Consider the following 21,289-nt stretch of genomic DNA (forward strand, 5'->3'; position numbering starts at 1 on the left):
CGTCTTGCTCATGGTGTCTCCGGTTCGGAGCGACAGTGTCGCTCATGAGTCGGTTACACAAAAATTCGTACACCCTCGTACCGACAAGCTCCCAACAGCTGAACGCGGTGACAACCCAAGTTGTCGCCGCGTTGGTTCAACCCCTGTTCAGAGCATCTGGTCCAGCAGGTAATAAAGCAGATTGAAGGGTTTGTTGCGGTCAGCCATATCACTGCTTTCCGAAGCATCCAGTACCTGTCCACTGCCATCGAGAACGCTGCTGACGAAGTTGTCCAACTGCAGATTCGGCTCCTGGATATCGGAGTTGGCGAACTCGATGATGCTGGTGCAATGGCTTTCGTTGACGTTACGGAACTGCGGGAAATAACCACCGACATTACCCAGGCTGGCCAGTTGGCTGCGCAGACGCGTGGTGTCCGTCGTCCAGCGCTGCTTGATCAGGGCGTCCTTGGCAGCCTGATTCGGCGCATTGACGATCTCCGGGTAGAAGCGCTCATAGGAATAGGATGAATAGTTCAGGTCCTGCCAGAAATGCGTATGCCCCATGCGATCTCCCGGCAGATTACTCGAGAGCGCCGGATACAGGCTGCCCAGGTCGTTGCTGTTGAAGCCTGGCAGACGCGCCTGCAGGTACTGCAACGGCCCCTGAGCGGCATCGAGGCCCCAAGCCTGACGGATCAGGGTCTGCAGCGGATAAGAGGGGTACGCCTGATTATCGCCAGCCAAGGCGGTATACACCGGCCCGGAATCATTGATCAGATAACCACGATCCGGCGCGATGTCCTGGCGCAGGTTGGCATAGTTGGTCAGGCTGCCGGCGCCGCCTGCACTGCATCCCGTGGTAAGCATCTGCGTCGGTCGCGGCAGGTTGTCCTTCAGCCACCCGGCCACCGCGCGCATGTTACGCAAGCCGTTGTGATGCCATACCAACGGCGGATTTGCCCCTTGCGGGTCTTCGTAGATCGCCACCTTGTCGCCGGAGTAGATATCGCCCGTGCAATACGGCACATAGACCATGTTCCAGTTCTGCGTCTTGACGCGCGTCCAGGGGTGCAGACGCACGACGAAGGGGCTGACCAGACTTGCGCCCGGATTGAGCAGCGACATGTAGTCATTGGTAATCCCATCCGGATTGCGCGCGCCACGTATGCCACTTTGCCCGCTGCAACTGGCGTAGTCCCAGCAGGCGCCACCGCCCTCCAGGTAAACGATGGTATTGCGCGTGTTCGGCACGCGATTGATGAAGAACTTGTATGGCGAGCCATTGCCGCACACAGCACCGGTCTGCGGCGCCATCTGAATCGTTTGCCAACCGTAGTAATTGCCGGGATTGAAGCCGCTGTTGAAACCACTCGGGTTAGCCAACAACGGGTAGGGGCCGACTCGCTGCGCAGGCGTCACCGGATTGTCGGCCCTGGGCGGCGACACCAGATTGCTCAAGCTCTGCCAGAAATTGTAATCACCCAATTCCGCGCTGGCAGGCGCGCTCAGGGCTAGCAACAGAACGGCTGGGACAATACGCGGCAACGACTGGACAACAGGCATGGCAAAACCCCTCATATTGTTATTCGTACGAAGGGTCGGCATACCCAGGCAGGGCAACATCGCAGACCCAGCGGATGGTGGGCACTGCTCGATCAACTGCGCATCGCCATGGGGCGATTCATGCACGCTAGTACAAGATCAGTTGGACGGCACCTGGAGATGAATAACGTTTAGTGATAAGCCATGCCGCCGGCTATGCGCTTTGAGAATCCAGCAAGCCATTCGATGCTTTCGCCTTAACACCAAAGTGGCAGCGAATTGCTCATCTCGCTGAGGGCAATCACGCTGCGAAATGAGGCAAATTAGCCGGATGAATGCGCCTTGAAATTGCCAGAGCAGAGTCATCAGCTATAGTCCTGAAACGCCAGCCCACACGGCTCGCTTCAGAATTACACCAATGCGACAAATCAATCAGAAATGATCGAATTTCAGGAATAATTTTCTCTGAAAAATTTACTTACAGTTGGTCTGCACATAGTATTGTATACACACTTCGCGCCAACGCCCTCGACGGTGTCTGGTCGCTAAATAGATTAAAAGCCGTTCCTTAATTCAAGGAGTACCGGCATGCCTGATGCGGTAACGACCATGTCCCACAACTGGGCTTTTGCTGTGTTCTTGCTGGGTGTCTGCGGGCTCATCGCCTTCATGCTCGGCGTTTCCAGTCTGCTCGGCAGCAAAGCCTGGGGACGTAGCAAGAACGAGCCTTTCGAGTCGGGCATGCTTCCTACCGGCAGCGCGCGTCTGCGCCTGTCAGCCAAGTTCTATCTGGTCGCGATGCTCTTCGTGATCTTCGACGTTGAAGCCCTCTATCTCTTCGCTTGGGCAGTCTCGGTGCGCGAAAGCGGCTGGGCGGGCCTGATCGAAGCTACAGTTTTCATAGCAATTCTGTTGGCAGGTCTTGTCTATCTTTGGCGTATCGGCGCGCTCGATTGGGCACCGCAGGGACGTCGTGAACGGCAGGCGAAGCTAAAACAATGAGGCTTTGGCGATGCAATACAAACTTACTCGGGTCGACCCGAATGCGCCCAACGAGGCGTATCCGATCGGCCAGCGGGAGGTCGTCTCCGACCCGCTGCTAGAGGATCAGGTTCACAAGAACATCTACATGGGCAAGCTCTCGGACGTGCTTAACGGCGCGGTCAACTGGGGGCGCAAGAACTCCTTGTGGCCGTACAACTTCGGCCTGTCCTGCTGCTATGTGGAAATGACCACCGCCTTCACCGCCCCGCATGACGTGGCGCGTTTCGGTGCGGAAGTCATTCGCGCATCACCCCGCCAGGCCGACTTCATGGTCATCGCCGGCACCTGCTTCATCAAGATGGCGCCAGTCATCCAGCGCCTCTACGAGCAGATGCTGGAGCCCAAGTGGGTCATCTCCATGGGTTCATGCGCCAACTCCGGCGGCATGTACGACATCTACTCGGTCGTTCAGGGCGTGGACAAGTTCCTCCCCGTGGACGTCTACATTCCCGGCTGCCCGCCCCGGCCCGAGGCGTTCCTGCAAGGCTTGATGCTGCTGCAGGAATCCATCGGCCAGGAGCGCCGCCCGCTATCCTGGGTCGTTGGCGATCAAGGCATCTACCGTGCCGAAATGCCTTCGCAGAAGGAACAGCGACGCGAGCAGCGAATCGCCGTTACCAACCTGCGTAGCCCCGACGAAGTCTGAGCCGATGCTTGCCTGCGCAAGCGTCATGCCCACTTTCTACGTTGATCGACAGCGACCGAGACCATGACTCAAGACACCGTTGTGTCCATACCGCCTTACAAGGCTGACGACCAGGACGTCGTCGCCGAACTTCAAGCCCGCTTTGGCGAAGACAGTTTCACCCTGCAGGCGACCCGCACCGGCATGCCGGTACTCTGGGTCGCCCGTGAGCGCCTTATCGAAGTGCTCACCTGCCTGCGCAACCTGCCGCGCCCCTACGTGATGCTTTACGACCTTCACGGCGTTGACGAGCGCCTGCGTACCCAGCGTCGCGGCCTGCCGGACGCCGACTTCACGGTGTTCTATCACCTGATGTCGCTGGAGCGTAATAGTGACGTAATGGTCAAGGTCGCCTTGTCCGAGAGCGACCTCAACCTGCCCACTGCCACCGGTATCTGGCCCAACGCCAACTGGTACGAGCGTGAAGTCTGGGATCTGTACGGCATCACCTTCACCGGCCACCCGCACCTGAGCCGCATCATGATGCCGCCGACCTGGGAAGGTCACCCGCTGCGCAAGGACTACCCGGCGCGCGCCACCGAATTCGATCCGTTCAGCCTGACCCTGGCCAAACAGCAGCTGGAAGAAGAAGCCGCGCGCTTTCGCCCCGAAGACTGGGGCATGAAACGCGGCGGCGAGCACGAGGACTACATGTTCCTCAACCTCGGCCCGAACCACCCGTCTGCCCACGGTGCCTTCCGCATCATCCTGCAGCTCGACGGCGAAGAGATCGTCGATTGCGTACCGGAGATCGGCTACCACCACCGTGGCGCCGAGAAGATGGCCGAACGCCAGAGCTGGCACAGCTTCATCCCCTACACCGACCGCATCGACTACCTCGGCGGGGTGATGAACAACCTGCCCTACGTGCTTTCGGTGGAGAAACTCGCCGGCATCAAGGTGCCGGCCCGTGTCGACTTCATCCGCGTGATGCTCGCCGAATTCTTCCGCATCACCAGCCACCTGCTGTTCCTCGGTACGTACATCCAGGACGTCGGCGCCATGACCCCGGTGTTCTTCACCTTCACCGACCGCCAGCGTGCCTACAAGGTGATCGAAGCCATCACGGGCTTTCGCCTGCATCCGGCCTGGTATCGCATCGGTGGCGTCGCCCACGACCTGCCGCGCGGTTGGGACAAGCTGGTCAAGGAATTCGTCGACTGGCTGCCCAAGCGCCTCGACGAATACGAGAAGGCGGCGCTGAAGAACAGCATCCTCAAGGCCCGTACCATCGGTGTGGCGCAGTACAACACCAAGGAAGCGCTGGAATGGGGCACCACCGGCGCCGGCCTGCGCGCCACCGGCTGCGACTTCGACCTGCGCAAGGCGCGCCCCTACTCCGGTTACGAGCACTTCGATTTCGAAGTGCCGCTGGCAGCCAATGGCGATGCCTACGACCGCTGCATGGTGCGCGTGGAAGAGATGCGCCAGAGCATTCGCATCATCGACCAGTGCCTGAAGAACATGCCGGAAGGCCCGTACAAGGCCGATCATCCGCTGACCACGCCGCCGCCGAAAGAGCGCACGCTGCAGCACATCGAAACCCTGATCACTCACTTCCTGCAGGTTTCCTGGGGCCCGGTCATGCCGGCCAACGAAGCCTTCCAGATGATCGAGGCGACCAAGGGCATCAACAGCTACTACCTGACAAGCGACGGCAGCACCATGAGCTACCGCACCCGGATTCGCACCCCCAGCTTCGCCCACCTGCAGCAGATCCCTTCGGTGATTCGCGGCAGCATGGTGGCGGATCTGATCGCCTACCTGGGCAGTATCGACTTCGTCATGGCCGACGTGGACCGCTGATCATGAGCACGCTAATTCAGACCGACCGTTTCACCCTCAGCGAAACCGAGCGCTCGGCCATCGAGCACGAGATGCATCACTACGAAGACCCTCGCGCCGCCAGCATCGAGGCGCTGAAGATCGTGCAGAAGCAGCGTGGCTGGGTGCCGGACGGCGCCGCTGACGCCATTGGCGAAATCCTCGGCATTCCTGCCAGCGACGTCGAAGGCGTGGCTACCTTCTACAGCCAGATCTTCCGCCAGCCCGTCGGCCGTCACGTGATTCGCGTGTGCGACAGCATGACCTGCTACATCGGCGGCCATGAGTCGGTGGTCAGCGAGATGCAGAAGCAGCTCGGCATCGGCCTTGGCCAGACCACCAGCGATGAGCGCTTCACCCTGCTGCCGGTGTGCTGCCTGGGCAACTGCGACAAGGCCCCGGCGCTGATGATCGACGACGACACCTTCGGCGATGTCCAACCTGACGGCGTCGCCAAGCTGCTGGAGGCCTACAAATGAAGACCCTGACCTCCATCGGCCCGGCCAACCGTATCGCCCGCAGCGAAGAAACTCATCCGCTGACCTGGCGCCTGCGTGACGACGCCCAGCCGGTTTGGCTGGAGGAATACCAGCAGAAGAACGGCTACGCGGCCGCACGCAAGGCACTGACCGAGATGGCTCAGGCTGACATCGTGCAGACCGTCAAGGAATCCGGCCTCAAGGGGCGCGGCGGCGCAGGTTTCCCCACGGGCGTGAAGTGGGGCCTGATGCCGGCCGACGAATCCATGAACATCCGCTATCTGCTGTGCAATGCGGACGAAATGGAGCCCAACACCTGGAAAGACCGAATGCTGATGGAACAGCTGCCCCACCTGCTGGTGGAAGGCATGCTGATCTCCGCGCGCGCGCTCAAGGCCTATCGCGGCTACATCTTCCTGCGCGGCGAGTACGTCGACGCCGCGGCCAACCTCAACCGAGCCATCGAGGAAGCCAAGGCCGCAGGCCTGCTCGGCAAGAACATCTTTGGCAGCGGCTTCGATTTCGAGCTGTTCGTGCACACCGGCGCCGGTCGCTACATCTGCGGCGAAGAGACCGCGCTGATCAACTCGCTGGAAGGCCGCCGCGCCAACCCACGGGCCAAACCGCCCTTCCCGGCCGCCGTCGGCGTATGGGGCAAACCGACCTGCGTCAACAACGTCGAAACCCTGTGCAACGTGCCGGCCATCGTCGGTCAGGGCGTGGACTGGTACAAGGGCCTCGCCTGCCCGGGCAGCGAAGACCATGGCACCAAGCTGATGGGCTTCTCCGGCAAGGTGAAGAACCCCGGCCTGTGGGAACTGCCATTCGGCATTACCGCGCGCGAGCTGTTCGAGGACTATGCTGGCGGCATGCGTGACGGCTACAGGCTCAAGTGCTGGCAGCCTGGCGGTGCCGGTACCGGCTTCCTGCTGCCCGAGCACCTCGAGGCACAGATGTACGCCGGTGGCATCGGCAAGGTCGGCACGCGCATGGGCACCGGCCTGGCGCTGGCGGTCGACGACTCGATCAGCATGGTCTCGCTGCTGCGCAACATGGAAGAGTTCTTCGCCCGCGAGTCCTGCGGCTGGTGTACGCCGTGCCGCGACGGCCTGCCGTGGAGCGTGAAGATTCTGCGTGCCCTGGAGCGTGGCGAAGGCACCCGCGAGGACATCACCACCCTGCTCGGCCTGGTCAACTTCCTCGGCCCGGGCAAGACCTTCTGTGCTCACGCGCCGGGTGCCGTGGAGCCGTTGGGCAGCGCGATCAAGTATTTCCGTGAAGAGTTCGAGGCCGGTGTGGCCAAGGTGGCGAGTACGCCCCGCACGCCGGCAACCGCGAGCTGAACAGACGAATTCCCTTAGCCAGCCGCTTTAACCAGCGGGCAAACGAAGACTTGAAGAAATGGCCACTATCCACGTAGACGGCAAAGATTTCGAAGTCGATGGTGCAGACAACCTCCTGCAGGCCTGCCTGTCCCTCGGACTCGATATCCCCTACTTCTGCTGGCACCCGGCGCTTGGCAGCGTCGGGGCGTGCCGCCAGTGCGCGGTCAAGCAGTACAACGACGAGAACGACACCCGTGGTCGTATCGTCATGTCCTGCATGACGCCTGCCACCGACAACACCTGGATCAGCATCGACGACGAAGAGTCCAAGGCGTTCCGCGCCAGCGTCGTCGAATGGCTGATGACCAACCACCCGCACGACTGTCCGGTCTGTGAGGAAGGCGGCCACTGCCACCTGCAGGACATGACGGTGATGACCGGGCACAACGCCCGTCGCTACCGCTTCACCAAGCGTACCCACCAGAACCAGGAACTCGGCCCCTTCATCGCCCACGAGATGAACCGCTGCATCGCCTGCTATCGCTGTGTGCGCTACTACAAGGACTACGCCGGCGGCACCGACCTGGGCGTCTACGGTGCGCACGACAACGTGTACTTCGGCCGTGTGGAGGACGGCACGCTGGAAAGCGAGTTCTCCGGCAATCTGGTCGAGGTCTGCCCGACAGGCGTATTCACCGACAAGACCCACTCCGAACGCTACAACCGCAAGTGGGACATGCAGTTCGCCCCGAGCATCTGCCATGGCTGCTCCAGCGGCTGCAACATCAGCCCCGGTGAGCGTTACGGCGAACTGCGCCGCATCGAGAACCGCTTCAACGGCTCGGTGAACCAGTACTTTCTCTGCGACCGTGGCCGCTTCGGCTATGGCTACGTCAACCGCGAGGATCGCCCGCGTCAGCCGCTGCTGGCTGGCCAGGCCATCGGCATCGATGCCGCGCTGGACAAGGCCGCCGAGCTGCTCAAGGGCAAGCGCGTGATCGGCATTGGCTCGCCGCGTGCCAGCCTCGAATCCAACTTCGCCCTGCGCGAACTGGTCGGTGCCAATAACTTCTATAGCGGCATCGCCGCTGGCGAGCTGACCAATATCCGCCTGATCCGCGACATCCTGCAGAACGGCCCGCTGCCGACGCCGACCCTGCGCGACGTCGAGCTGCACGACGCCATCTTCGTCCTCGGCGAAGACCTGACCCAGACCGCCGCACGCATGGCCCTGGCCCTGCGCCAGGCGGTCAAGGGCAAGGCCACCGAGATCGCTGCCGGTGCGCGTATTCAGGATTGGCACATGGCGGCCGTGCAGAACGTTGCGCAGCATGCTCGTCACCCGCTGTTTGTCGCCAGCGTCACGGAAACCCGCCTGGACGACGTGGCCGCCGAAAGTGTGCACGCCGCGCCGGCCGATCTGGCTCGCATCGGTTTCGCCGTGGCTCCCGCCATCGACCCGAGTGCACCGGCCGTCGACGGCCTGGAAGCCGAGGCGCAAGCGCTGGTACAGCGCATCGCCGAGGCCCTGCTGGCAGCCCAACGCCCGCTGATCGTCTCCGGCGCCTCGCTGGGCGACAAGGCCCTGATCGAAGCTGCCGCCAATATCGCCAGCGCGCTGAAGAACCGTGAGAAGAACGGCTCGCTGAGCCTGGTGGTGCCGGAAGCCAACAGCCTGGGCCTGGCGCTGCTGGGCGGTGAATCCGTCGATGCCGCGCTGGATGCCTTGAGCAACGGCCAGGCCGATGCCGTGATCGTGCTGGAAAATGACCTGTACCGCCGCGCCGATGCCGCCAAGGTCGATGCCGCGCTCAGCGCCGCACAGACAGTGATCGTCGCCGATCACCAGCGCACCGCCACCAGCGAACGCTCCCACCTGCTGCTGCCGGCGGCGAGCTTCGCCGAAGGCGACGGCACCCTGGTCAGCCTCGAAGGCCGCGCTCAGCGCTTCTTCCAGGTCTATGAGCCGAGCTACTACGACAACAATTTTCTGATCCGCGAAGGCTGGCGCTGGCTGCACGCGCTGCACAGCACCCTGCAAGGCAAGGTCGTGGACTGGACACAACTGGATCAGGTCACCGAGGCCTGCGCCGCCAGCAACCCGCATTTGTCCGGCATCAAGGATGCCGCACCGAGCGCCTCGTTCCGCATCAAGGGGCTCAAGCTGGCGCGCGAGCCGCATCGCTACAGTGGCCGCACCGCCATGCGCGCCAACATCAGCGTGCACGAGCCGCGTCAGCCGCAGGATCAGGACTCGGCCTTCGCCTTCTCCATGGAAGGCTATGCCGGCAGCAAGGAAGACCGGCAGCAGATTCCGTTCGCCTGGTCGCCGGGCTGGAACTCGCCGCAGGCCTGGAACAAGTTCCAGGACGAGGTCGGCGGCCATCTCCGCGCCGGCGACCCCGGCGTACGCCTGCTCGAAGCTGCCGGCAACGCCCTGCCCTGGTTCGCCGTGAACGCCGCGTTCAACCCGGCAGCCGGCACCTGGCAGGTGGCGCCGCTGCACCACCTGTTCGGCAGCGAGGAAAACTCCGCGCGCGCCAAACCGATTCAGGAGCGCATGCCCGAACCTTACGTGGCCCTGGCCCGCGATGAAGCGGCACGCCTGGGGGTGAACGACGGTGCGCTGCTGGCCCTGCGCGTCAATGGCCAGGCCCTGCGCCTGCCGCTCAAGGTGCGCGATGACCTGGCCATCGGCCTGGTCGGCTTGCCGCTTGGCCTGCCTGGGATTCCGGCGGTCATCGCCGGTGCCAGCGTGACCCTGCTGCAGGAGGTCGCGCAATGAGCTGGCTGACGCCCGAACTGATCGAGATCGTCATCGCGGTACTCAAGGCCATCGTCATCCTGCTGGTGGTGGTGGTTTGCGGCGCGCTGCTGAGCTTCATTGAGCGCCGTCTGCTCGGCTGGTGGCAGGATCGCTACGGCCCCAACCGCGTGGGGCCGTTCGGCATGTTCCAGATCGCCGCCGACATGATCAAGATGTTCTTCAAGGAGGACTGGACGCCGCCGTTCGCCGACAGGTTCATCTTCATCCTGGCACCGATGATCGCCTTCTCGGCGATGCTGATGGCCTTCGCCATCATCCCCATCACCCCGAACTGGGGCGTGGCGGATCTGAACATCGGCATCCTGTTCTTCTTCGCCATGGCGGGTTTGTCGGTCTACGCGGTGCTGTTCGCCGGCTGGGCCAGCAACAACAAGTTCGCCCTGCTCGGCAGCCTGCGTGCCTCGGCCCAGACCATCTCCTATGAGGTGTTCCTGGCCCTGGCGCTGATGGGCGTGGTGGCGCAGGTCGGCTCGTTCAACATGCGCGACATCGTTGATTACCAGGCGCAGAACCTGTGGTTCATCATTCCGCAGTTCTTCGGCTTCTGTACCTTCTTCATCGCCGCCGTCGCCGTGACCCACCGTCACCCGTTCGACCAGCCGGAAGCCGAGCAGGAGCTGGCCGACGGTTACCACATCGAATACGCCGGGATGAAATGGGGCATGTTCTTCGTTGGCGAATACGTGGCCATCGTCACCGTGTCGGCGCTGCTGGTAACCCTGTTCTTCGGTGGCTGGCACGGCCCGTTTGGCATCCTGCCGCAGATTCCGTTCTTCTGGTTCGCGCTGAAAACGGCCTTCTTCATCATGATCTTCATCCTGCTGCGCGCGTCGATCCCACGCCCGCGCTATGACCAGGTCATGGCCTTCAGCTGGAAGTTCTGCCTGCCGCTGACCCTGATCAACCTGCTGGTGACCGGCGCCGTCGTGCTGGCCACGGCCCAGTAAGGAGAAAAGCAATGTTCAAGTACATCTGGGACGTGCTGGTCGGTACCGGCACCCAACTGCGCAGCCTGGCCATGGTCTTCAGCCATGGCTTTCGCAAGCGCGACACCCTGCAATACCCGGAAGAACCGGTCTACCTGCCGCCGCGCTACCGTGGCCGCATCGTCCTGACCCGCGATCCCGACGGCGAGGAGCGCTGCGTGGCCTGCAACCTGTGCGCCGTGGCCTGCCCGGTAGGCTGCATCTCGCTGCAGAAGGCCGAGACCGATGACGGTCGCTGGTATCCGGAGTTCTTCCGCATCAACTTCTCGCGCTGCATTTTCTGCGGCCTGTGCGAGGAAGCCTGCCCGACCACCGCGATCCAGCTCACCCCCGACTTCGAGATGGGCGAGTTCAAGCGCCAGGATCTGGTGTACGAGAAGGAAGACCTGCTGATCAGCGGCCCCGGGAAGAACCCGGACTACAACTTCTACCGCGTTGCCGGTATGGCCATCGCCGGCAAGCCCAAGGGCGCCGCGCAGAACGAGGCCGAACCGATCAACGTGAAGAGCCTGCTGCCTTAGGAGTTTCTGATGGAATTCGCGTTTTACTTCGCCGCCGGTGTGGCGGTGGCAGCAACGGTCGGGGTGGTCACCAATACCAACCCGGTGCATGCCCTGCTCTATCTCATCGTCTCGCTGCTGGCGGTATCGATGGTGTTCTTCGCCCTCGGTGCGCCCTTTGCCGGCGCGCTGGAAATCATCGTCTACGCCGGCGCCATCATGGTGCTGTTCGTCTTCGTGGTGATGATGCTCAACCTCGGCCCGGCTGCCGCCGAGCAGGAGCGCAAGTGGCTGACGCCCGGTATCTGGGTCGGCCCGGCAATCCTCAGTGCCTTGCTGCTCGGTCAGTTGCTCTATGTGCTGCTGAACCACGTCAGCGACGCCCATATCGGCCACACCACAGTGGAAGCCAAGGCCGTCGGTATCAGCCTGTTCGGCCCCTACCTGCTGGCCGTGGAGCTGGCCTCCATGCTGCTGCTCGCCGCACTGGTCGCTGCCTACCACCTGGGCCGCCACGACGCCAAGGAGCCCACCGTATGACCGGCATACCTCTGGAACACGGCCTGGCCCTGGCAGGCGTGCTGTTCTGCATCGGCCTGGTCGGTCTGATGGTGCGGCGCAACATCCTGTTCATCCTGATGAGCCTGGAAGTGATGATGAACGCCGCAGCGCTGGCCTTCGTGGTTGCCGGCGCACGTTGGGGCGCGGCTGACGGCCAGGTGATGTTCATTCTGGTGATCACCCTGGCAGCCGCCGAGGCCAGCATCGGCCTGGCGATCCTGCTGCAGTTGTATCGCCGCTTCAATACCCTGGATATCGACGCTGCCAGCGAGATGCGCGGATGAACCTTCTAGTCCTGACTCTATTCTTCCCGCTGCTCGGCTGGCTGCTGCTGGCCTTCTCGCGCGGACGCTTCTCGGAAAACACCAGTGCGCTGATCGGTGTCGGCTCCATCGGCCTGGCCGCCGCCAGCGCCAGCTGGGTCATTGCCGCCTTTCTCGGCAATCCGCCGGCTGACGGCACCTACAGCCTGACCCTATGGCAGTGGATGAGCGTCGAAGGCCTGGCGCCGAGCTTCACCCTGCATCTGGATGGGTTGTCCGCGACCATGCTCGGTGTGGTCACTGGTGTGGGATTCCTGATCCACCTGTTCGCCAGCTGGTACATGCGCGGCGAGGAAGGCTATTCGCGCTTCTTCGCCTACACCAACCTGTTCATCTTCAGCATGTTGCTGCTGGTATTAGGCGACAATCTGCTGGTGCTGTTCTTCGGCTGGGAAGGCGTCGGCCTGTGCTCGTACCTGCTGATCGGCTTCTACTACAAGCACGTACCCAACGGTAACGCAGCGCTCAAGGCCTTCATCGTCACCCGCGTCGGCGACGTGTTCCTGATGATCGGCATGTTCCTGCTGTTCATCAACCTCGGCACCCTGAACATCCAGGAGCTGATGGTGCTGGCACCGCAAAAATACGTGGCCGGTGACGCCTGGCTGTGGCTCGCCACCCTGATGCTGCTGGGCGGCGCGGTCGGTAAATCCGCCCAGTTGCCGCTGCAGACCTGGCTGGCCGATGCCATGGCAGGCCCGACGCCGGTGTCAGCGCTGATCCACGCGGCGACCATGGTCACCGCCGGGGTGTACCTGATCGCCCGTACCCACGGCCTGTTCCTGCTGACCCCGGAAATTCTCGAGCTGGTCGGCATCGTCGGCGGCGTGACTCTGGTGCTGGCCGGTTTCGCCGCGCTGGTGCAGACCGACATCAAGCGTATCCTCGCCTATTCGACCATGAGCCAGATCGGCTACATGTTCCTCGCCCTGGGCGTCGGCGCCTGGGACGCGGCGATCTTCCACCTGATGACCCACGCCTTCTTCAAGGCCCTGCTGTTCCTCGCCTCCGGTGCGGTGATCCACGCCTGCCATCACGAGCAGAACATCTTCAAGATGGGCGGCCTGTGGAAAAAGCTGCCGCTGGCCTACGCCAGCTTCGTTGTCGGTGGTGCGGCGCTAGCCGCCCTGCCACTGCTGACCGCCGGCTTCTACTCCAAGGACGAAATCCTCTGGGAAGCCTTCGCCAGCGGCCATAGCGAGCTGCTTTACGCGGGCCTGGTTGGTGCCTTCCTGACCTCTATCTACACCTTCCGCCTGATCTTCATCGCCTTCCATGGCGAGCAGAAGACCGAGGCGCACGCTGGTCATGGCATCGCCCACAACCTGCCGCTGATGGTGCTGATCGTGCTGTCGACCTTCATCGGCGCCTGGATCACCCCGCCGCTGGCTGGCGTGCTGCCACAAAGCGCCGGCCATGCCGGAGGCGAGGCCAAGCACAGCCTGGAACTGCTGTCGGGACTGATCGCGGTGAGCGGGATCGTCATCGCCGCCCTGCTCTTCCTCGGCCAGCGCCGCGTAGCGTCTGCCGTGGCGCAGAGCGCACCAGGCCGCCTGCTGAGCGCACTGTGGTTTGCCGCCTGGGGCTTCGATTGGCTCTACGACAAGCTGTTCGTACGCCCCTACCTTGCGCTCTGCCATCTGCTGCGCCGCGACCCCATCGACCGTGGCATTGGCCTGATTCCACTGCTCGTGCGTGGCGGCAACGCCGCACTGGTACGCAGCGAGAACGGCCAGGTGCGCTGGTACGCCGCTTCGATCGCCGGGGGCGCCGTGCTGGTGCTCGCCGCCATCCTCTTTCTGAGTTAAGGAAAACAGCCTGTCATGATTCTGCCCTGGCTAATCCTGATTCCCTTCATCGGCGGCCTGCTGTGCTGGCAAGGCGAGCGCTTCGGCCACGTCCTGCCGCGCTGGATCGCCCTGATCACCATGGGCCTGCTGTTCGGCCTGAGCCTGTGGCTGTGGGTCAGCGGTGACTTCACCCTGGCGCCGGCCCCGGACGGCGGCCCGCGCTGGGCCCACGAGTTCGTCATCGACTGGATCCCGCGTCTGGGCATCACCATCCACCTGGCGATGGATGGCCTGTCGGTGCTGATGGTGGTGCTCACCGGCCTGCTCGGTGTGCTCTCAGTACTCTGCTCGTGGAACGAGATCCAGAACCGCGTCGGCTTCTTCCACCTCAACCTGATGTGGATTCTCGGTGGCGTGGTCGGCGTGTTCCTCGCCGTCGACCTGTTCCTGTTCTTCTTCTTCTGGGAAATGATGCTGGTGCCGATGTACTTCCTCATCGCGCTCTGGGGTCATAGCGGCAGCGACGGTCGTACCCGTATCACCGCCGCTACCAAGTTCTTCATCTTCACCCAGGCCAGCGGCCTGATCATGCTGGTGTCGATCCTGGCCCTGGTGTTCGTGCACTTCAACCAGACCGGCGTGCTCAGCTTCAACTATGCCGACCTGCTGAAGACCGAACTGGCGCCTGGCACCGAATACCTGCTGATGCTCGGTTTCTTCGTCGCCTTCGCGGTGAAGTTCCCGGTGGTGCCGGTGCACTCCTGGCTGCCGGATGCCCATGCCCAGGCGCCGACCGCTGGCTCCGTTGACTTGGCGGGTATCCTGCTGAAAACCGCCGCCTACGGCCTGCTGCGCTTTGCCCTGCCGCTGTTCCCCAACGCCTCGGCCGAATTCGCACCCATCGCCCAGTGGCTCGGCGTGTTCGCCATCATCTACGGCGCGCTGTTGTCGTTCGCGCAGACCGATATCAAGCGCCTGGTGGCCTACTCCAGCGTCTCGCACATGGGCTTCGTACTGATCGCCATCTATTCGGGCAGCCAGATCGCCCTGCAAGGTGCGGTGGTGCAGATGGTCGCCCACGGCCTGTCCGCTGCTGCGCTGTTCATCCTCTGCGGCCAGCTCTACGAGCGCGTGCACACCCGTGATCTGCGCCAGATGGGCGGGATCTGGGCGCGCATGCCCTGGCTGCCGGCCATCAGCCTGTTCTTCGCTGCCGCCGCACTGGGCCTGCCGGGCACCGGCAACTTTGTCGGCGAATTCCTCATTCTGCTCGGCAGCTTCCCCAGCGCGCCGTGGGTCGTGGTGCTGGCTGCCACCGGCCTGGTGCTCGGCTCGGTGTACGCCCTGGCGATGATCCACCGCGCCTACTTCGGCCCGGTGCAACAGGACGCGCCGCTGCCCGGCCTCAAACCACGCGAGCTGGCCATGGTGCTCGGCCTAGGCGTACTGCTGATTCTGCTTGGCGTTTACCCGCAACCGGTGCTCGACACCTCCGCTGCCAGCATGCACGGCGTGCAGCAGTGGATGGCTGGCGCCCTCGATCAACTCGCCTCGGGCCGGTAAGGGTAAGGATTAGAGACTCATGGAACATCACGCTGTCGACTTCACCCTGCAACACCTGATCGCCCTGCTGCCGCTGCTGGTGACCAGCCTTACCGCAGTCGTGGTGATGCTGGCCATCGCCGCCAAGCGCAATCACACGGTGACCTTCATCCTCTCGGTGGTGGGCCTGAACCTGGCGCTGCTGTCGCTGATCCCGACGCTGGAGGTGGCGCCGCTACAAGTCACCCCGCTGCTGCTGATCGACACCTTCGCCTGCTACTACATGGCCCTGGTGCTAGCGGCCAGCCTGGCCTGCATCACGCTGATCCATGCTTACCTGGGCGGCGATTCGGGCAAGGGTTATCCGGGCAACCGCGAGGAGCTGTACCTGCTGGTATTGCTGTCCGCCGCTGGTGGCCTGGTGCTGGTCAGCGCGCAGCATCTGGCCAGCCTGTTCATTGGCCTGGAGCTGCTGTCGGTACCGACCTACGGCATGATCGCCTACGCCTTCTTCAACAAGCGCTCGCTGGAAGCCGGCATCAAGTACATGGTGCTGTCGGCCGCAGGCAGTGCCTTCCTGCTGTTCGGCATGGCGCTGTTGTATGCCGAGTCCGGCAACCTGGCTTTCGCCGATATCGGCGCCAGCCTGATGCGCGAGAGCAGCCAGCTGGTGCAGATCGGCATCGGCATGATGCTCATTGGCCTGGCCTTCAAGCTGTCGCTGGTGCCCTTCCACCTGTGGACGCCGGACGTTTACGAAGGTGCTCCTGCACCGGTGGCGGCCTTCCTGGCCACTGCCAGCAAGGTGGCGGTGTTCGCCGTGCTGCTGCGCCTGTACCAGATATCCCCGGCGATGAGCGGCGGCTGGCTGAGCGAGCTGCTGACCCTCATCGCCATCGCCTCGATCCTGGTCGGTAACCTGCTGGCGCTGCTGCAGAACAACCTCAAGCGCCTGCTGGGTTACTCCTCCATCGCTCACTTCGGTTACCTGCTGGTGGCATTGGTGGCGAGCAAAGGTCTGGCAGTGGAAGCCGTGGGCGTGTACCTGGCCACCTACGTGCTGACCAGCCTGGGCGCCTTCGGTGTGATCACCCTGATGTCCACGCCCTACAGCGGTCGTGATGCCGATGCGCTGTACGAGTACCGCGGCCTTTTCTGGCGCCGCCCGTACCTGACCGCCGTGCTTACGGTGATGATGCTGTCGCTGGCCGGCATTCCGCTGACCGCAGGCTTCATCGGCAAGTTCTACGTGATCGCTGCCGGTGTCGAAGCGCAGCTGTGGTGGCTGCTCGGTGCCATGATGCTGGGCAGCGCCATCGGCGTGTTCTATTACCTGCGGGTGATGGTCACCCTGTTCATGCGCGAACCCAACCTGCATCGCCACGATGCGCCCTTCGACTGGGGCCAGCGCGCCGGCGGCATCATGCTACTGGTCGTTGCCCTGCTCGCCTTCTTCCTCGGCGTGTACCCGCAGCCGTTGCTGGAGCTGGTGCAGCAGGCAGGACTGGTCGCCCTGGCGCAGTAAACAAAGCCCCGTAAACGAATAGCCCCCGCATCTGCGGGGGCTTTCTTTTGCGGATCGCGGCTAAAGCCCCTCCCACACAGATTCATGGTGACTTGTGGGAGGGGTTTTCGCCGCGACAGCTTGTTGCGCTATCGACGAGCGACCAAAAACAGCCGCGGAAACGGCAACAATACTCGACCATCGGCCTGCGCCGGGTAGGCTTCCCTGATCGCCGCCTGATAGCGTTCGAGAAAAGCTGCCTGCTGCTCGGCATCCAACGGCTGCAGGAATGGCAGCAACGCAGTGGATTTGAACCACTCCACCACCGCAGCAGCATCGTCCAGCACATGGAAGTAGGTGGTACGCCAGATATCCAGCTCACTGGCCTGAGTACTAAGGATGTCGTAGTAAGTCTGTGCGCTGTGCCGCTCGGCATGACGCACGTCACCAATCAGTTCAGCCCACGGCCCTTTTGCCGCCACTTCGCGGGCCAGGCGATGCGCGGGCTCTTGCAGATTGTCCGGTGTCTGGATCGCCAACCAGCCGCCGGGCGCCAACTGCGCCAGCAATCTCGGGTATAGCTGGGCGTGATCGGGCAGCCATTGCAGCGAGGCGTTGGCGAGGATCAGCTGCGGCGCGCACTCGGCCTGCCAGTGCTGGATATCCGCCAACTGGAAAGTCACCTGCGGCAACCGTTCGCGCGCCGCACGCAACATGTCTTCGCTGCTGTCGATACCCATCACCCGTGCCTCGGGCGCATGCGCCTGCAACACGGCCGTGGAGTTACCGGGGCCGCACCCCAGGTCGACGGCCAGCTCGACAGCATCGCGCGGTACCGCTGCCAGCAGGTCATGTACCGGACGGGTACGCTGACGTTCGAACAGGGAATATTGCTGGGCAGACCAACTCATCAGAAAACTCCTGGCTTCATTCGACCGACAGAGGATAACAGGCCACGCGCCGCACTCCGCCACCGGCAATTTTCCGCTGTAAAGCTGCTGGCACATGGCGGTTATCCGCCACCACCTGTGCGTCAGATCACAGGCTTTTTACCAGCCCTGGCAGGCTGGCGGAAATTCGCCACACTGGCATAACCCTTGCCATACAAGGATCAGCTCTGAACTGTCTGGGATGCTGCCTATATCCCCATAGCAGAACAGTGGAGCGACCAACACGAGGCCGCCGTAAAGGCGTCGCAACCGACAAGAAGAAAAGGAAGCAGTATGTTCAATCCAGTCCGCGCCCTGGCCGCATGCGCCTTGGCGTTAGCCTCTCTTGGTGCCAATACGGCACTGGCCGATGAACCTATCCTGATCAAGTTTTCCCACGTCGTCGCCGATGGCACGCCCAAGGGCCAGGGCGCACTGATGTTCAAGCAACTGGTCGAGGAGCGCCTGGCCGGCAAGGTCAAGGTCGAGGTCTACCCAAACTCCAGTCTTTACGGTGACGCCAACGAGCTGGAGGCACTGCGCAACGATGAGGTGCAGCTGCTGGCACCCTCCCTGGCCAAATTCGAGCAGTACACCAAGCAACTGCAAGTGTTCGACCTGCCCTTTCTGTTCGACGACATCGAAGCGGTCAATCGCTTCCAGAAGCGCTCCAAAGGCCGCCAACTGTTGCGCTCGATGGAAGACCACAACATCGTCGGCCTGGCCTATTGGCACAACGGCATGAAGCAGCTTTCCGCAACGCGCGCGCTGCATACGCCCGGTGACGCCAATGGTCTGAGCTTCCGCATTCAGCCCTCGGCGGTGCTGGAGGCGCAATTCGGCCAGGTTGGCGCCAGCACCCAGAAGCTGCCCTTCGCAGAAGTGTTCAAGGCGCTGCAGAGCGGCCAGGTGCAAGGTGCGGAGAACCCCTGGTCGAACATCTACAGCCAGAAATTGCACGAAGTACAACCGTTCATCAGCGAAACCAACCATGGCGTGCTGGACTACATGCTGGTGAGCAACTCACGCTTCTGGTACGGCATCCCGCATCACATCCGTGTGGAGTTGGAAGCCATCATCGATGAAGTCACCTATGCGGTGAACAAACAGGCCGAAGCCGCCAACCAGGCTGACCGCCAACGCATCATCGACTCCGGCCGTAGCCAGTTGATCACCCTCAGCAGCGAAGAGCGCGAAGCCTGGCGCAACGCCATGCGCCCGGTCTGGCAGCAGTTTGAATCGGTGATCGGCAGCGACGTGATCAAGGCCGCACAGACGGTCAATCGCAAGCAGCGCAATTGATGGCGGATATCCGCCAAGCACCGATCAGCTGGGAATATGCTCGGGCGGCAGTGGATGCCCGAGCAGGTAACCCTGCAACGAGTCACAGCCCAATTCGGTAAGGAACGCCTGTTGCTCGGGCGTCTCGACCCCTTCGGCGACGATGCGCAGGTCAAGCGCCTGGCCCAGGGCAACGATGGCGGATACGATGGCCATGTCATCGCCGTCGTGCTCCAGGTCTCGCACGAAACCACGGTCGATCTTCAGTTCGTTAGCTGGCAAACGCTTGAGATAGAGCAGGCTTGAATAGCCGGTACCGAAATCGTCGATGGCGATGTCCACCCCCATTTCGGCGAGCTGTTCGAGAATCACTTGGCTGGCGCTCACATCATGCATGGCAGTGCTTTCGGTGATTTCCAGAGTCAGGCAATTGGCCGGTAGCGCATGCCTGGCCAAGGTCTGGCGCACGGTTTCGACCAGCTCACCATGGCAGAACTGTAGTGCCGAGAGGTTCACCGCCACGCGCCAGTCCTGATGACCCTGCTCGTACCACAAGCGCATCTGCCGACAGGCTTCATCCAGCACCCAATCACCAATCGGGATGATCAACCCGGTCTTCTCTGCCAGCCCGATGAAGCGCACCGGTGCCAACAACCCCTGTTGCGGATGCTGCCAACGCAGCAAGGCCTCGGCCCCCAGCATGCGCCCAGAGCCGCTGGCGAACTTTGGCTGGTAGTGCAGACGCAGCTCGCCGCGCTCCAGGGCAACGCGCAGGTCATGCAGCAACTGCAGTTGCTGCCGCGCATTGGTGTTCATCGAACTCTCGAAGAAGCTGTAACCGTTCTTGCCCAGACTCTTGGCGTGATACATCGCGGCGTCAGCATTGATCAGCAGCTCCTGCTGGTCGACACCATCTCCCGGATACAGGGCAATTCCCACGCTGGTGGAAACGCGCAGCTCATGACCGTCGATCTCGAAGGGTTGACTGAGCAGCCCCACCACATGGCTGGCCACGTTGCTTGCATCATCCGGATGACGCAGCTCGGCCAGCAGCACGAACTCGTCACCACCGATACGCGCCAGGCTGTCATTGGCGCGTAGATGGGCACGCAGACGCTGCGCCACCGCGACCAACAACTGATCGCCAACGTGATGACCAAAGGCATCGTTTACCGGTTTGAAGCCGTCCAGGTCCATGAACAGCAAGGCGAAATAACCGCCGTTGCGCTGCAACTTGAGGATGTTCTGATTGATGCGATCTTCCAGCAACAGACGATTGGGCAGCTTGGTCAGGCCATCGTGCAGTGCCAATTGAGTCAATTCGGCGTTGGCCTTGGCCAGCGAACTGCTCAACAGCTCGGTGCGCGCTTCCAGACGTGCGTCGAGAATCGAGGTCAGCAAGGCGATGGCCAGCACGGCAAGGGTTGTGACGATCACCAGACTGGCCAGCCAACCGCTGTCCAGGCCGCTGAAGGCTGCGCCGCAGAAGCTGCCTTCGGGGAAATTCGCAGCTGCCATGCCGGTGTAGTGCATGCCGACGATGGTAAAGCCCATGATCACCGCCGCCGCGCCGCGCAACAAACGCACATGGCGCGTGTGACGGCGCAGGCGGAAGGCGATGAGCAAGGCAGCGCCAGAGGCGGCGACAGCGATCAGCAGCGACAGCGCGAAGAGCAGCGGGTCATAGACGATACCAGGCTGCATGCGCATCGCGGCCATGCCGATGTAGTGCATGGCGCCGATGCCGGCGCCCATGGCTACGGCGCCCAGGCATAGATGCCAGGCCGGCAGTTCGGGCTGGCTGACCAACCACAAGGCAAAGCCTGAGGCGAGCATGGCGATGGCCAGTGAAAGCAGGGTGATGGCAAGGTCGTAGCCAAGGTCTATCGGCAGTCTGAAGGCGAGCATGCCGACGAAGTGCATGGACCAGATGCCGAGCCCCATGGCCACGGCACCACCGCCGATCCACAGCACCCGGGCCGCGCCTTGGGCGCCAGTAATACGCCCCGCCAGGTCGAGGGCGGTATAGGACGCCAGGATCGCCACGCACAGCGAGAGAAAGACCAGGGCGAAATCGTAACTACCAATCAGCATCGCGGAACTCTGAACAGAAGGACGCACGACCGAAGGGCGATAGCTGCCCTACACCAATAATGGCCAGTTGC

Annotated in this window: 17 protein-coding genes; 14 read left to right on the plus strand and 3 right to left on the minus strand. The window is 62.6% G+C overall.

Features of this window, described 5'->3' with window-relative positions; all coding sequences use genetic code 11:
- Nucleotides 1–147: 147 nt before the first annotated feature.
- A complete protein-coding gene (locus EGJ86_RS22645; protein WP_125836717.1) occupies nt 148–1,545 on the minus strand; it encodes a pectin acetylesterase-family hydrolase in 1,398 nt (465 codons plus the stop codon).
- A gap of 567 nt (nt 1,546–2,112) precedes the next feature.
- Between EGJ86_RS22645 and EGJ86_RS22650 the strand changes: the two genes are divergently transcribed.
- The 13 genes from EGJ86_RS22650 to nuoN all read left to right on the plus strand — a co-directional run bounded on the left by EGJ86_RS22650 (nt 2,113) and on the right by nuoN (nt 16,935).
- Nucleotides 2,113–2,526, plus strand: coding sequence for an NADH-quinone oxidoreductase subunit A (locus EGJ86_RS22650; protein ID WP_013715479.1), 414 nt, complete (start codon nt 2,113–2,115; stop codon nt 2,524–2,526).
- 10 nt (nt 2,527–2,536) lie between these two features.
- On the plus strand, nt 2,537–3,214 hold the full coding sequence (locus tag EGJ86_RS22655) for an NADH-quinone oxidoreductase subunit B family protein (protein ID WP_013715478.1): 678 nt from the start codon (nt 2,537–2,539) through the stop codon (nt 3,212–3,214).
- Nucleotides 3,215–3,277: 63 nt separating this feature from the next.
- Nucleotides 3,278–5,059 (plus strand): NADH-quinone oxidoreductase subunit C/D, encoded by a 1,782-nt coding sequence (gene nuoC / locus EGJ86_RS22660; protein WP_125836718.1) that lies wholly within the window; start codon nt 3,278–3,280, stop codon nt 5,057–5,059.
- Complete coding sequence (gene nuoE / locus EGJ86_RS22665) at nt 5,056–5,556, plus strand: NADH-quinone oxidoreductase subunit NuoE (RefSeq protein ID WP_106732480.1); 501 nt, start codon at nt 5,056–5,058, stop codon at nt 5,554–5,556. The genes nuoC and nuoE overlap by 4 nt, the downstream gene beginning before the upstream one ends.
- Nucleotides 5,553–6,899, plus strand: a complete 1,347-nt coding sequence (gene nuoF / locus EGJ86_RS22670; RefSeq protein ID WP_106732197.1) for an NADH-quinone oxidoreductase subunit NuoF — start codon at nt 5,553–5,555, stop codon at nt 6,897–6,899. The genes nuoE and nuoF overlap by 4 nt, the downstream gene beginning before the upstream one ends.
- 58 nt (nt 6,900–6,957) lie before the next feature.
- Nucleotides 6,958–9,666 (plus strand): NADH-quinone oxidoreductase subunit NuoG, encoded by a 2,709-nt coding sequence (gene nuoG / locus EGJ86_RS22675; protein ID WP_125836719.1) that lies wholly within the window; start codon nt 6,958–6,960, stop codon nt 9,664–9,666.
- On the plus strand, nt 9,663–10,655 hold the full coding sequence (nuoH, locus tag EGJ86_RS22680) for an NADH-quinone oxidoreductase subunit NuoH (protein ID WP_106732195.1): 993 nt from the start codon (nt 9,663–9,665) through the stop codon (nt 10,653–10,655). The genes nuoG and nuoH overlap by 4 nt, the downstream gene beginning before the upstream one ends.
- 11 nt (nt 10,656–10,666) lie before the next feature.
- The gene (gene nuoI, locus EGJ86_RS22685) at nt 10,667–11,215 is read left to right on the plus strand and encodes an NADH-quinone oxidoreductase subunit NuoI (protein ID WP_013715472.1); all 549 of its coding nucleotides are present in this window, start codon (nt 10,667–10,669) and stop codon (nt 11,213–11,215) included.
- Between the two features lie 9 nt (nt 11,216–11,224).
- Nucleotides 11,225–11,734 carry an NADH-quinone oxidoreductase subunit J gene (nuoJ, locus tag EGJ86_RS22690; RefSeq protein ID WP_041979356.1) on the plus strand — a complete coding sequence of 170 codons (510 nt, stop codon included), beginning with the start codon at nt 11,225–11,227 and terminating at the stop codon, nt 11,732–11,734.
- Nucleotides 11,731–12,039 carry an NADH-quinone oxidoreductase subunit NuoK gene (gene nuoK, locus EGJ86_RS22695; protein ID WP_003460477.1) on the plus strand — a complete coding sequence of 103 codons (309 nt, stop codon included), beginning with the start codon at nt 11,731–11,733 and terminating at the stop codon, nt 12,037–12,039. The genes nuoJ and nuoK overlap by 4 nt, the downstream gene beginning before the upstream one ends.
- Complete coding sequence (gene nuoL / locus EGJ86_RS22700) at nt 12,036–13,886, plus strand: NADH-quinone oxidoreductase subunit L (protein ID WP_125836720.1); 1,851 nt, start codon at nt 12,036–12,038, stop codon at nt 13,884–13,886. The genes nuoK and nuoL overlap by 4 nt, the downstream gene beginning before the upstream one ends.
- Nucleotides 13,887–13,901: 15 nt before the next feature.
- Nucleotides 13,902–15,431, plus strand: coding sequence for an NADH-quinone oxidoreductase subunit M (gene nuoM / locus EGJ86_RS22705; RefSeq protein WP_106732193.1), 1,530 nt, complete (start codon nt 13,902–13,904; stop codon nt 15,429–15,431).
- Nucleotides 15,432–15,450: 19 nt separating this feature from the next.
- Nucleotides 15,451–16,935: an NADH-quinone oxidoreductase subunit NuoN gene (gene nuoN, locus EGJ86_RS22710; RefSeq protein ID WP_106732192.1), complete on the plus strand. Its 1,485-nt coding sequence runs from the start codon at nt 15,451–15,453 to the stop codon at nt 16,933–16,935.
- Nucleotides 16,936–17,063: 128 nt separating this feature from the next.
- Here the strand turns inward: nuoN and tam are convergent, their stop codons facing one another.
- Nucleotides 17,064–17,825: a trans-aconitate 2-methyltransferase gene (gene tam, locus EGJ86_RS22715; RefSeq protein WP_106732191.1), complete on the minus strand. Its 762-nt coding sequence runs from the start codon at nt 17,823–17,825 to the stop codon at nt 17,064–17,066.
- Between the two features lie 312 nt (nt 17,826–18,137).
- Here tam and EGJ86_RS22720 point away from each other — a divergent pair, with 312 nt between their 5' ends.
- Complete coding sequence (locus EGJ86_RS22720; RefSeq protein WP_106732190.1) at nt 18,138–19,145, plus strand: TRAP transporter substrate-binding protein; 1,008 nt, start codon at nt 18,138–18,140, stop codon at nt 19,143–19,145.
- A 24-nt stretch (nt 19,146–19,169) separates the two neighbouring features.
- Here EGJ86_RS22720 and EGJ86_RS22725 read toward each other — a convergent pair whose 3' ends face one another.
- A complete protein-coding gene (locus tag EGJ86_RS22725) occupies nt 19,170–21,218 on the minus strand; it encodes a bifunctional diguanylate cyclase/phosphodiesterase (protein ID WP_106732189.1) in 2,049 nt (682 codons plus the stop codon).
- Between the last annotated feature and the right edge of the window lie 71 nt (nt 21,219–21,289).

The organism is Pseudomonas sp. o96-267 (assembly GCF_003935465.1).
Taxonomy (GTDB): Bacteria; Pseudomonadota; Gammaproteobacteria; order Pseudomonadales; family Pseudomonadaceae; genus Aquipseudomonas; species Aquipseudomonas sediminis.